Genomic DNA, 14,328 nt, shown 5'->3' with positions numbered 1-14,328 from the left:
ATCAAGCTCAGAGCCCCGACATCGGCTTTCCACCAACAGAGGTTGGGTTTTCCTTCCCCTACTCGTGGGCTGACTTCATGGCCTGCGCAGACACGGTGAGAAAACATGGGGACATGACTTCTTCACCGAATGCTGCACAGCACACCGCTCACCAGAACCCCGCCATCATCAACGCCGGGAACGTCACGAAGCACTTCAACCAGACGTACGCGCTCGCCGGCGTCGACCTCACGATCGGCCTCGGCGAATCCCTGGCGATCATGGGGCCCTCCGGTTCGGGCAAGACCACCCTCCTGCACTGCCTGGCCGGCATCATCCGCCCTGACGGCGGCCGCATCGCCCTCTCGGCCACCGACCGCAGCGCCGCCGCGGACATCACCGCACTCAAAGAATCCGGCCGTACCGCCCTGCGCCGCGAAGTCTTCGGCTTCGTCTTCCAACAGGGACTGCTTCTGCCCGAACTCACCGCCGTCGACAACGTCGCGCTCGCCGCCATGCTCGCAGGGATGAATCGGGCCGATGCCACCCGGCATGCCCACGCATGGCTCGACCGCCTCGGACTGGCCGAACATCTGAACAAACGGATCGGCCAGCTCTCCGGCGGCCAGGCCCAGCGAGTGGCCATCGCCCGCTCCCAGGTCACCCAGCCCGTCGTCACCTTCGCCGACGAACCGACCGGGGCCCTGGATTCCCAGACGTCGACCGAGGTGCTCACCGAACTGCTCGGCTCCACGACCGGCCGCGGCTCCACCCTCGTCGTCGTCACCCACGACGAGAACGTCGCCGCCCGCTGCTCGCGAGTCGTCCGGCTCGCCGACGGTCGCATCGTCGCCGACTCCGCGATGCAGGATGTTGCGCACTGATGAACGTCCTTCCCATCCTTCTCTCCCGACAGACCTTGACCTCGACGACAGCGAGGCTCGTGGGCATCGCGTTCTTCGCGTGCTCGACGATCTTCCTCACCGTCGCCGGCGGCGCCTGGGCATTCACCGACCGTCCTGAAGTCGCCGGATACTCCGAGATCGCCGACCTCTACCAACTGCTCGCGATCTTCGCCACCGTGTTCCTCGTCGTTCCCGCCGTCAGCCTCGGAGTCGCCTCGGCGAAACTGAGCGCCCGCCGGCAGGACGAACGACTCTCCACCCTGTCCCTGCTCGGCGCCGGCAGAGGCACGATCCGCCTCATCGCCGTCGCCGAACCCGTCATCCCGGCCGCGATCGGCATCGTGGCCGGAATCGGAGGCTACCTGCTGGTCGCCTGGCCGCTCAGCTTCATCACCTTCACCGGTGTGCCGCTGGGATATTCGGCCCTCCTCATGCCGGCCTGGCTGCTCGCAGCCGTCGTGGCCGGACTCGTCCTCATCTGCCTGCTCGCCTCACTGCTGGGTCTGCGCAGGATCACCGTCTCTCCGCTGGGTGTGCGCACCCGTGCGCTGGAGCGGAAGTTCCCCCTGATCCGCGTGATCACGGCGATCCTGCTCATCCTCGTCGTGGCGATCGCCGCCTACGTGTCAACCATGATGGAACTGTCGATCACGGCCACCATCGTCTCGAGCATCGCCACGACCGGCCTCGCCCTCCTGCTCATCAGCGTCCTCGGGGTTCTGTGCATCCGCATCCACGCTGGAATCGCGGGCAAGACCGCCCGCGGGCCCGCCTCGGTGATCGCCGCCGGAATGGTCGCCGATGCTCCCGGGCAGTACTGGCGCAGGGTCGCGGGGCTGGCGATGATCACCTTCATCGCCGTCGTCGGCGGAACGGGAACGGCGATGATGCGCAGCAGTCAGGGCGACCTCAGCGCAGAAGAGCGGGCCATCATGGGTCCCTACCAATACCTCGCCGACGATATCTTCACCGGACTCATCCTCACCCTGGCCATCGCCTTCATCCTCGTCATCGTCTCCGCCACGATCAATCAGGCAGCGGACATCCTCGACCGGGCGGACACCTACCGCGAACTCCACGCCGCCGGAATGCCGCAGACGATGATGCACCGCGTCACCGTCCGGGCCGTGATGTCACCGATCCTGCTCGTCACCGTGGTCTCCCTGCTTCTCGGAGGAGGACTCGCCGCTCTCATGGCTTCGGTCGGCGACCTCGGCGATCCGCTCACCATCGGGACCGTCGCCATCGTCCTCGTCGCCGGGGTGGCGATGGTGTGGCTCGGCCTGCAGTTCACCCGTCCTCTCGTCCGCCGCGTCACCGCGGTTCCGGCCTGAAAGGAACACTCATGTCCACCACTATCCGCACCATTCCCCTCGTCCTCGGGCGACGGTCGCTGACCTCGGCGAGCTCCGTCCTCGTCGCCGGCGCGTTCTTCGCCTGCGCCACACTGTTCCTCACGGTGGCCGCCGGCGCCTGGATGTTCTTCCAGATCCCGCCGAGCACCGACCCCGCCGAGGCGGGCATGGACGTCATGTACAAGACCCTGGCCGCACTGGCCGCCGTCCTCCTCGTCATCCCCGCCGCCACCCTGGCCTCGGCCTCGGCGACGCTGTCGGCGCGCCGACAGGACGAACGGCTGTCGACGATGTCCCTCCTCGGCGCCAAGCAGTCACAGATCACGGCACTGGCAGTGGCCGAACCGCTCATGCCGGCACTGGCCGGAATCGTCCTCGGCGTGGTCGGCTACCTGGGCCTGGCGCTGCCAGTCAGCCTCATCCACTTCATGGGCGAGCCCATCGGCTACGGGAACATGCTCATGCCGGTCTGGCTCATCCTCGTCGTGGTCGTCTTCCTCGTCCTCGTCTGTGCAGGTTCGGCGCTGCTCGGTCTGCGGAAGGTCGCGGTGTCGCCTCTGGGAGTGCGGACGAAGAGCCTGGAGCGAAAGTTCCCCCTCGGCCGCATCATCGTCGCGGTCGCCGCCGTCATCGCCCTGCCCATCGTCTTCGCACTCACGAAGGCCGGCCTCGGCGTCGGTTTCATCCTCGGCCTGACCATCGGCTTCCTGGCGCTCGGACTCGTCGTCGTCGACCTCGTCGGCGGTCTGCTCATCCGCTGGTTCGCCCATCTCAGCGGTCGGCGCGCGGCCACTCCTGATCGTCTCATCGCTGCCCGGCTGGTCTCCGATGAACCGAAGCGGTTCTGGCGGCGGGTCTCCGGCCTGGCGATGGCGGCCTTCATCGCCGCCGTCTGCGGTTCCGGTGTCGCCCTGTCCCAGCTCGGCATCGATTCCGCGGAGGACTCCGAGATGGGAGTGGGCGAGGCCGAGATCCATCTCTTCCACGACATGTTCACCGGGGTGCTGCTCGTCATGGGCATCGCGATCGTGCTCATCGCGGTCTCTGCGGTGATCAACCAGGTCGCCGACATCTACGATCGGGCCGACACCTTCCAAGACCTCTATGCCGCCGGAGCCGATCCGACGCTCATGCATCGGGCACTGGTGCGGGCCGTCATGTCCCCGGCGATCTGGGTCTCGCTCGTCGCCGGCGGGCTCGGGCTGCTGCTCGTGTTCCCCCTGGCCGGAGCGGCACTCGTGTTCAAACCGGTCACGTTCCTCACGATCCTCCTCACCGTGGCGGTGGGCATCGGGATCATCCGCGGCGGGCTGCAGCTGACAAAGCCGATCCTGCGCTCCGTGGCCACCGCCGGCCGGGCGCGGGACTGAGGACCCCACCCCATCACCGAGGCGGCTCACCCGGTCGGGATGGGCCTCCTCGGTGATGGTGTCCGTCGGAATCCACGGGCACATCCGTGTCAGTGCCGCGCCCTACGATGGTCGGTGACGGGTCGATGGGACCCTCGCCCGGTCTCCGGGTACAGTTGGAGCGCACCACCTGCGGGTGGGCGTCTGCAACGCTGTGAGGAAGAGGAAAACGAGTGAGCAACGACCAGGGGTATGACGGTCTGAGGACCCCTCCGCAGGACGTCGAGGCCGAGCAGAGCGTGCTCGGTGCGATGCTGCTGTCGAAGGACGCCATCGCCGACTGCGTCGAGACGATGAAGGGCGATGACTTCTACAAGCCCGCTCACGAAACCATCTACGAAGCCGTGCTCGACCTCTACTCCCGCGGTGAACCCGCCGACTCGGTGACGGTCGCGAACTATCTGACGAAGACCGGCGACCTCGCCCGCGTCGGCGGTGCCGCCTACCTCCACACCCTCATCTCCTCCGTCCCCACCGCGGCCAACGCCGGCTACTATGCCGCGATCGTCAGCGAGCAGGCCGTGCTGCGCCGCCTCGTCGAAGCCGGCACCCGCATCGTGCAGATGGGCTACGACGCCGAAGGCGACACCGACGATGTCGTGAACTCCGCGCAGGCGGAGATCTACAAGGTCACCGAACGCCATACGACCGAGGACTACGTCATCCTCTCCGACATCCTCGGCGAGGTGGCGCAGGAGATCGAACGCAACGGCAACACCGACGGTCAGACCGCGGGTGTGCCCACCGGCTTCACCGAGTTCGACAACCTCACGAACGGTCTGCACCCGGGGACGATGATCGTCATCGCCGCCCGACCGGGTGTCGGCAAGTCGACGCTGGCACTGGACTTCATCCGGTCGGCGGCGATCCACAACGATGCGGCCGCCGTGTTCTTCTCACTCGAGATGGGCAAGAACGAACTCGTCATGCGTCTGCTCTCGGCTGAGTCGGAGATCCCGCTGCAGAACCTGCGCCGCGGCGAACTCAGCCCGCACGACTGGACCACCCTGGCTGCGACCGAGGCTCGGATCAACGGTGCTCCGCTGTTCGTCGACGATTCGCCGAACATGGCGCTCACCGAGATCCGTGCGAAGTGCCGCCGTCTCAAGCAGCAGCACGATCTGCAGATGGTCTGTGTCGACTACCTGCAGCTGATGTCCTCGGGCAAACGCGTGGAATCGCGTCAGCAGGAGGTCTCGGAGTTCTCTCGTTCGCTCAAGCTGCTGGCCAAGGAGCTCGAGGTCCCCGTCATCGCGTTGTCCCAGCTCAACCGTGGCAGCGAGCAGCGCACCGACAAACGGCCGATGATCTCGGATCTGCGTGAGTCCGGTTCGATCGAGCAGGATGCCGACATGGTCCTCCTCATCCACCGTGAGGACATGTACGACAAGGAACACGAACGCGCCGGTGAGGCCGACATCATCGTCGCCAAGCACCGTGCCGGTCCGACAATGGACATCCCCGTGGCGTTCCAGGGTGCGAAGTCCCGCTTCGTCAACATGCCGCAGTGATGAGTGCAGGTCGGACGAGAGGAAAGGTGAGTCGGGGCAGCCGGAACCCGCTGACCATCATCATCGTCGGCGCCGTCTTCGTCGTCTGCCTCGGCGGACTCTTCGCCCTCGCGTACTTCTTCCCGTCGGTCCAGCTCATCACGTTCGTCATCGGCGTCTTCGTTCTCATCGGGATCGTCGGCGGAATGCGCGCCATCATGGGGAACTTCTGGGCCTACATCTACACGACCCCGTTCGTCGCATTCGCGCTGCTCGGGGTGGTCATGCTCGGTGAGGACATGGCGCTGACCAAGGTCGGTGAGCCCACCGAGGTGGTCGTGCTCGAGGATCACCTCGAGCAGAAGACCGAGCGCGACAGCACGGGTTCGCATCAGGTCTACACACACGAATACACACTCGAACGCACCGACGGCACTCCGGTCGATGAGCGGATGATCTACCGCGGGAAACAAGGCTTTGACGGTTTCTCAGAAGGTGACACGATCACGGTGCTTATCGACCCCGCGGGAGAAGCTCCGGTCCAGCCCGCCGAAGAGATCGACGTGGACGCCGACATCGGTGTCATCGCGATCGGCGTGGTCACCTCGGGGATAGTGTTCATCATCTGCGGAATCGTCGTGCTGGTGAGGTGGACGCGCAGACCGCCGCAGATGGTTCGCTGAGGCCTGTGCGACTCTGCTCCACTGCGAGCACACCTACTATGGCAGGCATGGACACCACGCCCAATGACCTCCTCGTGCTGCTCGCCGTCTCCCGCACCGCGAAGTTCACGACGGCCGCCCACAACCTGGGGCTGACGCACACGACGGTTTCGCGTCGCATCGCCGCACTGGAGAAGTCGCTCGGAGGGCGGGTGCTCGCCTGCTCCGCAGACGGTTGGGAGCTGACCGAGCTTAAGAGTTCGCCGACGCTTCGGTTGTGGTCGCGTCGAGCTGAAATCTGCGGATTTTGCCGACGCTGGTCTTCGGCAGAGACTCAACGATCTCCCATTTCTGAGGTCGAGCTGCTTTGGGAAGATTCTCAGAGGCGAAAATCTTCAGAGCATCGATCGTCGGACGATTCGCATCATCCTCGGCGACGACAAAGGCCACGGGCACAGTATCGCGGACCTCGTCGGGCGCGGCGATCACCGCGACCTCGAGAACTCCCGGCGCTTCAGCAAGAGAGGCTTCGACTTCCGTGAGACTGACATTTTCGCCGGAAACCTTGATCACATCATCGACTCGTCCGACGAAGGAGAGAGCTCCGTCGTCGTCCACGGAGACGAGGTCGCCTGTCGAAAACCACGTCTGTCCGTCGAAGTCGATGAATGCCTTGTCATTCGCACTCGGATCATCCAGGTAGCCCTCGAACAGGTCTGCCCCGCGGGTGCCCGCGAGCAGCAGAACTCCAGGTTCACCTGTTCGCGCGCGATCACCGGTCAGCGGTGAGACCACGGCAATGCGACGCCCTTCTATCGGGTGTCCGATTGTGTCATGGCAGGGCCGGTCGCTGAGATCACAGCTGACGATTGCTGTAGTCTCCGTCATCCCGTAAAGCTGTCGGGGTCCGGTTCCGCACAGTTGTTCAAATCTTTGGTAGTGCCCTTCTGACAGGTTCTGGGCGTACCAGACATGCGTCAGCGACAAAGGAGGCTGTGCCGGATCCGTGCGGGAGAGAATCATGCGGATCGGCGCGGCGAACAGGCTCGCGTGAGTCACCTCGAGCTCGCGAGCCTGATCGATCCAACGGGAGGCGGAGAACCCATGTGTCATCGCTACCGAGGCGCCGCTGGCTATCGCTGCTGAGAAACAGTAGTACTGGGCATTGCCGTGGAAGAGCGGAAGCGTGACGAACCATCTGTGCTCAGGACGAACTCCGGCGAGCGACGACATGGTCTCGGCAATGTAGGCATAGTTGGCCTGTGTGAGGATGACACCCTTCGGCTCCGAAGTGGTGCCCGAGGTGAACATGACGGCCAGGCGGTCATCCGGGCTCAGCACCGACTCCGAGGACGCGGAACCTTCAGCAGTGATGGCATCGACCATTCGGAGTGGTCCGCCGAGGAGGACATCCTCAGCTGTTTCGGCAACCGTGATGATCGCCATTCCGGCGTCGACCGACGCGCGATAGTCCTCTTCCCTTTGGCTGCCGACTATTCCCACGACAGGCTGCGTCCGTGCGGTCTGACGTTTGAGGTCACGGGGGCTCGACGACGGATCCACCGGGATGATCCAAGCCCCGAGTCGGGCCGCCGCCAACCATACAGCGATGAAGGCGGGACAGTTTCGCAGGCACATGTGGACCCCCGTGCCGGACGACACACCATGGTGGCTCAAGGTGGCGGCAACTGCGTCGGCAACGGCATCGAACTGTGCATACGTGAAACTCGCATCAGTGTAGCCGTCACGGCGGAAGACCAAGAACATCCGATCGCCATGCGCGGATACCGCCGCATTCCAGTGGTCGTTGAATGTTGTCGGATTACTCATCTCTGCTGATCCTTCATGATTGTGCACGTTGTCCCGAATGACGGCTGGCGAGGTTCTCAACGCTGGAGCGGAGGGACGCCCAGATCAAGAAGGCCGTCCGGCACATGACCGTCCCACTGATTGATCCAATAGTCGTCATTCTCATCCCACAGCCGCTCCGGACGCTCCGGGTCGAATACCAGTTCGAGATCGGTGTAGAGTTCGATGACTGCGCCGGTCGGCTCAACGAAATACGCTGCGATGTTGTCCCCTGCCCCGTGACGAACCGGACCCCACGCCAAACGAGCTCCGCGACGAGCGAGACGATCGCCGAGACGGCCGAGGTCCTCAATGCCCTGAGTCTGCCAAGCGTGGTGGTGGAGCCCGACGCGATCGTTCTTGAAGACGGCGACCCCATGATGCTCATTGTTGCAGCGCATGAAGAATGCGACGTCGTGTCCGATGCGGTCGGAGACTCGGAAGTCGAAGATCTCCGCCAGAAAATCGCGCTGAGTGATCGGGTCGAGCGATTTGATGTTGACGTGGCCGAACCGGTTGGGGCCGAATCCCCCGTTCTTCGTAATCGAGTAAGAGGTCTGCTCGGTGTAGATATGCCATGTGAAACCTTCCGGACCGACGAAAGCGAAACCGTCGTCGATGTCGGCCTCGATCGGATGTTCCGAGAGAATCGGATAGCCGGCACGCCTGACACGCTGACGAATATCCTCGAGATGGCCTGGGGTAGAGGCCACGAGTCCGATGTGATCGACGGCGTCCTGAGTGCTTTCGGTATAGATGATCTCGTGATGAGACTGCTGGGCTGCCAGATAGACTTTGCTCTTCTGTTCCTCGACTTCCCGCAGCCCGAGGATGTCTGTGGCGGTGGTGATCGAGGAACCGAGGTCTTTCGCACGCATCGAGACGTATCCGATGGATGAGATCGCTCCTATGGGATTCATGCTGATTGCACTTCCTTTCAACTTCTTTGTCGAATCTGGCCCGGTCATATGTCGGAAATCACGGTGAGCGATGCCGACGCACTGATCGAGAGATCACGATCGTTGTGATTGATGACGCTGCGACGAGGACGATGATGCACGAACCGATCCAGGTGCTGGTCTCTCCCTGAGTCGAGTGCCACACCGCACTGATTGCGTCGTCGAGGCTGTAGGCGCCGGGCCCGGTGAATCCGAGACCGATGGCCAGCACCGCGAGCACGAGGGGATACTCTCCTCCGCCTGCAGAGTTCCAGAAAGCTCCTGACTGGGAAGCCAACGCGTAGCCGGCGACAAACATCGCTGCGGCTGCGATCGCAACGCCCAGAGGGAAGCAGAATCCGATGATCAGCAGAATCGCTGCAAGAGCTTCGGAAACCGAGGCGAAAGGAACCATGATCCGAGAAGGCTCGATGCCCAGGGCCGAGAACAGCCGGCGCGCGCCAAGAGGGCCAGGCCCGTGGAACCACCCGAACAGCTTCTGCGCCGAGTGACCCAACAGAAGCATCCCCAGCATCGCGCGAAGCAGCAGTATGCCGATTTCCATGGCAGTGCTTACCTTCTCATCCCCGGCTCTTCAGCCAGGGATAACGGGCAGTGTCGGCGCTCGCGTAGTCGGGGTCGAGATAGACGAACAGTCGTTGGATCTTATGATCGCGGATGTCGAAGACATCGCACCACGGGCCCGCATGAGTCACTCCTGCCCGCCACTCGACGCCGTCGACAGTGGTTCCGTCGCTTGTGCCCTCGACGACGACCAACTCTTCTTGGATAATGAAGTTCGCATGTGCCAGGTCGTGCTGGATAGAAGCGACAACCGAACCGAGCCCGGCGAAGAACCGCCCTATGTCGGCGTGGCCGCGCACCATCCCGAATTTGGGAAACTGGAACAGAGCGTCTTCGGCGAAGAGTTCGAGAACGTCGCCCCCCGTGTCGACACGCAGAAGAAATTCCTGAGCAACAGATCTCCGCTGTTCGTCTGTCATCGTGGCTGTAGTGATAGTCATCGTGTTATTCCTTCACAGTGACGAGGTCTTCTGGGCCGTTTTCCGGTTTCGCCGAGGTTTCCGGAATCGATAAGCTGAGTATCCGAGCCAGAGTTGCTCCGAGTGCAGCCTTCGGGTCGTTGACGTTCCCTGCGCACCTCCACGCCACATGCCGGTCCGGCCGTACGAGCAGACATCCGGCGTCGCCGACCTCTCGTGTTCGAGACCAATCTCCGTAAACGTCGTCATAGTCGAGTCCATGACCGATCGCTCGCCAGATGAGATCGATGCCGAGGTCGGACGCGAGCGACTCAGCAGCTTCCTGCCAGGACTGTCCGCCGACACCGGTGAGCAGCGTGAACTTGCCGTGCCCCACGAGGTCGAGCGTCGAAATCAGACTACGGTCCTTCTGCACCCACACGTGGGGCAGGTATGCGCCCGGTCGAGTCGTTGCGTGGTAGTAGAGCTCGCTGTCGCGGGCGTACGGAGGAGCGGGCGTACCATCGTTGACGACGGCTGAAGACTCGTAGCGCTGCCCGAGTTCCACACCGTGGGCATGGAACTGATAGTCGTTCTCCTCGAGGGCGTCGTCCATGTTCGCTCGACGGCGACGGCCTTCCTCGCTGTCAGCGAAATACTCGTGTATAGCGCTCCAACCCTCCTCGTCTGTCTGGCCCGGCTCGATACCGAGGATGGAGGGGATCTTGCCGACGATGTCAGCGCTGTCGACAGCCCTGTCGACTACCTGAATACCCACCGGCTGGCGCTCATCGTGGTAAGTTGCGAGGAGACCCTCATCGGCCTGCCCCTGAAGGACATAGGCGAGCTTCCACGCCAGGTTGAACGAATCCTGTATCGAGGTATTCGATCCCAGACCGTTTGCCGGAGGGTGCCTGTGGGCGGCGTCGCCGACGATGAAAGCTCGGCCCCGACGGTATTCATCGGCGACGAGGTGATTGACCTGCCATTTCGAAACGTTCTTGATCTTCACATCAACCGAGTCGTCGCCGATGGCTTTGTGGACGCGAGGAAGCATGGCGTCCACACTCATATCGATCGTCTCGTTCGTCGGATCATACATAATGAGAAGAACGAATTCATTCCATGGGTTAACGGTGATGAATACCCCCGAACCGAGCCAGAAGTCCTTGCCGGGCTGGCACGTCCAGAACAGCGAACCGGCGCGGTGTGAACGATACTGTTCGAGTTCGGCCTCAAACCAGATATTCACGGCGTAGCCGAGCCCTGTCTCTCCACGGAGTGTGAAACCGAGATCGTCGACGACCTTCGAGCGTCCTCCATCGGCTCCGATGACGTACTTGGCTCTGACCTCATACTCTTCACCGGTCGTCCGGTGACGCACCTGAGCGATGACTGATTCGACGTTCTGGCGAATCGAAACGAGTTCAGTGGAGAAGCGGATGTCTGCACCATATCGGTGGGCACCCTGGAGTATGACCGGTTCGAGCAGGTGCTGCGGAGCGTTGCACATCGAGGAGGGACTCGCAGCTTCGTAGTCAGACTTTCTGTCCGGCTTCAAGCCCCAGCTCTTGACGCGAGCGATCTCCTTTCCTGCCAGGCTGGTAGCCCAGACATTGTCGCCCATGAGGTCATGGGGTACCGCGATTGATTTCGCGGCTTCTTCGATTCCCAGATCTCGGAGAACCTCCATCGTCCGCTGATTCGTGATGTGGGCTCTCGGCGTATGGGCGGTGCCGGGATACTTTGTCACAGTGATAGCGTCGATGCCGTACTTGGCGAGGAAAGCCGATGCAGTCAGCCCTGCCGGTCCGGCGCCGACGATGAGGACGTCAGTGTCCACAGTAGTCACGATCTCATCCTTCCGCTCGAGTTCAGGAGATTTCTGCCGGTCGGACGAAGGTCTGGGAGATCGTGCCGATACCTTCGATCGTGCTGACGAGTCTGTCGCCGAGAGCGAGGTACTGTTTCGGTTCACGACCCAGACCGACGCCGCTGGGTGTGCCTGTGAAGATTAGGTCGCCCGGCAGCAAGCGCACCGTCTCCGAGAGCTGCGAAACGAGTGAGGGCACGGAGAAGATGAGGTCAGATGTCCGGCTGTTCTGGACTTCCTCCCCATTGATCGAGCAGCTCAGAGCGAGATCGTCAGGATTGTCGAACTCATCGGTCGTGACCAGCCAGGGGCCGATCGGGCTGAACCCACGATGCGACTTCGCAAGACTGAATTGTGGAGCGCCACCGGCAAGCTGAGCCGCGCGTTCGGAGATGTCCTGGCCGACAGTGAGACCGGCAACATGGCTCCACGCTCGGTCTTCGCTGACATGGTCGGCTTCGGTGCCGATCACTGCCACAAGTTCGACCTCCCAATCAACGTCGCCGTCGACGAGGCCGACTCGAGCGGTGGGGGCTTCGATCGAACTCGGGAACTTCGTGAATACTGAGGGTGCTTCGGGCAGGGACATCCCTGATTCTTCAGCATGTTCACGGTAATTGAGCGCGATTGCGAAGACTTGTCGCGGCCTGGGCACCGGCGCATCCAACCGTCCTTCGTCGAATGGTACCGGCGAGAGCGGCGCCTGTTCGGCCCAGGCGGAGAATTCCTCCCACCTGTCGTAGATCTCGTGCGGGTCCGGTCCGAATCGTCCCCCGCTGGCCTTTGCGATGTCGGTCGCCCCGTCGCTGGTGACGATGACCAGTCGCCCTTCCGAGTTTGCCAGTTTCATCCTTGCTCCTTTGCTATGTGATCTCGATGACAATTATCAGTGTTGCGATGGATTTTCTAAAAGTCAAGAGATTTTAGAAACTTGTGCTCTCGCCTGCTAGTCTGTGGACATGGCACATTCGAAGCACGGGACTCGAGCGGACACGACCTATGAGTCGATCCGGTCGGACATCCTCGCAGGACGCCACCAGCCGGGTGCGCGGCTGAAGTTCTCCGCTCTGTGTGAACGCTATGACGCCGGCGTAGGGGTTGTCCGGGAAGCGTTGTCTCGGTTGGCCGAACAGGGTCTCGTCAATTCCCAACCGCATCTCGGCTTCCAAGTGGTCTCCCTCTCTGCTGACGACCTCTGTGAACTCACCGATGCCCGGATCGAGATCGAGGGAATGGTTCTGCGGCACTCCATCGAAGAGGGTGACGTCGGCTGGGAATCCGGAGTGATCTCCGCCCACCATCGGCTCGAGCGAACCTGCCAGTACGATCAGGACGATCCTGCCAGGGTCAGCGATGCTTGGTCAGAAGCGCATAGGGAGTTCCACCTCGCACTGTTGGGCGGTTGCAGGAACTCGCGACTACGCGCTGTTGCAGCCTCATTGAGGGACTCAGCGGAGCTCTATCAACTCTGGTCCCAGCAGGTTTCGCGGCATCCTCAACGGGATGTGCAAGCCGAGCACAGGGGACTGCTGAACCTCGCGATCGATCGAGACGTGGAGAAAGCGGTCAGTGCGCTCACTGAGCACATTTCGCGGACCACTGAGATTCTCCTCAGTCATCCTGACGCTACAAGTGGGCGCCCCGAGACTGCCGCTCCAATCTGACGATGAGAGCGCGGCGTTGATGTGAGGCACGAAATCAGCCAGTGTGAAGACTCGGCGGAGCTGGCGATTGACGCCTATGGTCTCGAGGGCATCGTCACCATCCGGGCTGCCTGCGAACGATGGGCCGGCTGAGACTCGGGTTCGACTCTGCGGGTGTGCCTACCATGGCAGATGTGGCCACCACGCCCAATGAGCTGCTCGTGCTGCTGGACGTCTCCCGAACCGCGAAGTTCACGACTGCGGCCCGCAACCTGGGGCTGACCCATTCGACGGTCTCGCGGCTGATCGCCGTCTTGGAGAAATGTCTCGGCGGTCGGGTGCTGACCCGTGTTGCCCTCGAAGGACGAGCCGGAGGCAGAATATGAGTATGGACCAGCCCCGCAGCGAAGTCGGCGACGAACTGTCCGGACGACGCATCGTGCTCACCGCTCAGCGGCGAGCAGAACAGCTCGCCTCCGCTCTCGAGAGGCATGGAGCGCAGATCGTGCACGCTCCGACCCTGTCCGTCATCCCGCATATCGATGACCCCGAACTCGCCGCCCGTACCCGCGACCTCATCGACCACCGGCCCGACATCGTGGTGGTCACGACCGGCGTCGGATTCGCCGGCTGGGGTGAGGTCGCCGAGGCTGCGGGCATGCGCGACGAGTGGAAAGCGATGCTCCGAGGGGCACGGATCATCGTTCGTGGCCCAAAAGCCCGAGGCGCGGTTCAGGCGGCCGGTCTGACGGTCGACTGGGTCGCCGAGTCAGAGACCAGCGCGGAGATCGAACAGGTGCTCCTGACAGAGGGCGTCAACGGCCTGCGGATCGCGGTGCAGCACCACGGCGCCGGAGCCGACGGCCTCGACGAGGCCTTCGCCGCGGCCGGCGCCGACGTGCGCTCACTCGTCATCTATCGCTGGGGTCCGGCACCCGACCCGGAAGCCGTGGTCGATGCGGTCGACCTCGTTGCGCAGCGCAGGTGCGACGCCGTGGCCTTCACCTCGGCCCCCGGAGCCGCCGCCTTCCTCGCCATGGCCGAGGAGCAGAGTCTGCTGCCTGCAGTGATCGAGGCGTTCAACGACGGAGTCGTGGCTGCGGCGGTCGGCAATGTCACCGCCGCGCCGCTGTGGGAACGGGGCATCAGAACCGTGATCCCGGAGCGATTCCGCCTCGGCGCCCTCGCCCGAATCCTCGTCAGCGAACTCGCCGCATCGGGGCGAGCATCGCAGTGAGCGGTT

General features: G+C 63.1%; 13 protein-coding genes and 2 pseudogenes. 9 read left to right on the top strand and 6 right to left on the bottom strand.

Annotation, left to right across the window (positions count from 1 at the left end; all coding sequences use genetic code 11):
* Positions 1-113: 113 nt before the first annotated feature.
* The 6 genes and pseudogenes from J9314_RS18875 to J9314_RS18850 all read left to right on the top strand — a co-directional run.
* Entirely contained in the window at positions 114-863 is a 750-nt protein-coding gene (locus tag J9314_RS18875; protein ID WP_210603802.1) for an ABC transporter ATP-binding protein, read from the top strand.
* Positions 863-2,218, top strand: coding sequence for an FtsX-like permease family protein (locus tag J9314_RS18870; protein ID WP_210603801.1), 1,356 nt, complete (start codon positions 863-865; stop codon positions 2,216-2,218). The genes J9314_RS18875 and J9314_RS18870 overlap by 1 nt, the downstream gene beginning before the upstream one ends.
* Before the next feature lie 11 nt (positions 2,219-2,229).
* Positions 2,230-3,609 carry an FtsX-like permease family protein gene (locus J9314_RS18865; protein ID WP_210603800.1) on the top strand — a complete coding sequence of 460 codons (1,380 nt, stop codon included), beginning with the start codon at positions 2,230-2,232 and terminating at the stop codon, positions 3,607-3,609.
* 212 nt (positions 3,610-3,821) lie between these two features.
* The gene (gene dnaB, locus J9314_RS18860) at positions 3,822-5,159 is read left to right on the top strand and encodes a replicative DNA helicase (protein WP_210603799.1); all 1,338 of its coding nucleotides are present in this window, start codon (positions 3,822-3,824) and stop codon (positions 5,157-5,159) included.
* A gap of 26 nt (positions 5,160-5,185) precedes the next feature.
* Positions 5,186-5,821: a hypothetical protein gene (locus J9314_RS18855; protein ID WP_210603798.1), complete on the top strand. Its 636-nt coding sequence runs from the start codon at positions 5,186-5,188 to the stop codon at positions 5,819-5,821.
* Between the two features lie 47 nt (positions 5,822-5,868).
* Positions 5,869-6,054 (top strand): annotated as a pseudogene (locus tag J9314_RS18850) (helix-turn-helix domain-containing protein); the annotation flags it as partial.
* Here the strand turns inward: J9314_RS18850 and J9314_RS18845 are convergent.
* From J9314_RS18845 to J9314_RS18820, 6 genes are read right to left on the bottom strand one after another with little or no spacing between them, the layout of a single operon-like run.
* Positions 6,053-7,630 (bottom strand): class I adenylate-forming enzyme family protein, encoded by a 1,578-nt coding sequence (locus J9314_RS18845; protein ID WP_210603797.1) that lies wholly within the window; start codon positions 7,628-7,630, stop codon positions 6,053-6,055. The pseudogene J9314_RS18850 and the gene J9314_RS18845 overlap by 2 nt on opposite strands.
* A 56-nt stretch (positions 7,631-7,686) precedes the next feature.
* The gene (locus J9314_RS18840; protein WP_210603796.1) at positions 7,687-8,616 is read right to left on the bottom strand and encodes a VOC family protein; all 930 of its coding nucleotides are present in this window, start codon (positions 8,614-8,616) and stop codon (positions 7,687-7,689) included.
* A 10-nt stretch (positions 8,617-8,626) separates the two neighbouring features.
* Positions 8,627-9,151, bottom strand: coding sequence for a DoxX family protein (locus J9314_RS18835; RefSeq protein ID WP_210603795.1), 525 nt, complete (start codon positions 9,149-9,151; stop codon positions 8,627-8,629).
* Between the two features lie 16 nt (positions 9,152-9,167).
* Positions 9,168-9,590 carry a nuclear transport factor 2 family protein gene (locus J9314_RS18830; RefSeq protein ID WP_210603794.1) on the bottom strand — a complete coding sequence of 141 codons (423 nt, stop codon included), beginning with the start codon at positions 9,588-9,590 and terminating at the stop codon, positions 9,168-9,170.
* Between the two features lie 25 nt (positions 9,591-9,615).
* Positions 9,616-11,421 carry an FAD-dependent monooxygenase gene (locus J9314_RS18825; protein WP_210603793.1) on the bottom strand — a complete coding sequence of 602 codons (1,806 nt, stop codon included), beginning with the start codon at positions 11,419-11,421 and terminating at the stop codon, positions 9,616-9,618.
* 22 nt (positions 11,422-11,443) lie between these two features.
* The gene (locus J9314_RS18820) at positions 11,444-12,292 is read right to left on the bottom strand and encodes a fumarylacetoacetate hydrolase family protein (RefSeq protein WP_210603792.1); all 849 of its coding nucleotides are present in this window, start codon (positions 12,290-12,292) and stop codon (positions 11,444-11,446) included.
* Positions 12,293-12,401: 109 nt separating this feature from the next.
* Between J9314_RS18820 and J9314_RS18815 the strand changes: the two genes are divergently transcribed.
* The 3 genes and pseudogenes from J9314_RS18815 to J9314_RS18805 all read left to right on the top strand — a co-directional run bounded on the left by J9314_RS18815 (position 12,402) and on the right by J9314_RS18805 (position 14,322).
* Positions 12,402-13,106: a GntR family transcriptional regulator gene (locus J9314_RS18815; RefSeq protein ID WP_210603791.1), complete on the top strand. Its 705-nt coding sequence runs from the start codon at positions 12,402-12,404 to the stop codon at positions 13,104-13,106.
* A 164-nt stretch (positions 13,107-13,270) separates the two neighbouring features.
* Positions 13,271-13,441 (top strand): annotated as a pseudogene (locus J9314_RS18810) (helix-turn-helix domain-containing protein); the annotation flags it as partial.
* Between the two features lie 32 nt (positions 13,442-13,473).
* A complete protein-coding gene (locus tag J9314_RS18805; RefSeq protein ID WP_210603790.1) occupies positions 13,474-14,322 on the top strand; it encodes a uroporphyrinogen-III synthase in 849 nt (282 codons plus the stop codon).
* The last annotated feature ends 6 nt before the right edge of the window (positions 14,323-14,328 follow it).

This window comes from Brevibacterium oceani (genome assembly GCF_017948325.1).
GTDB lineage: Bacteria > Actinomycetota > Actinomycetes > Actinomycetales > Brevibacteriaceae > Brevibacterium > Brevibacterium oceani.
Note: the sequence above shows the minus strand (reverse complement) of the source record. Positions and strands in the feature narration are given on the sequence as shown.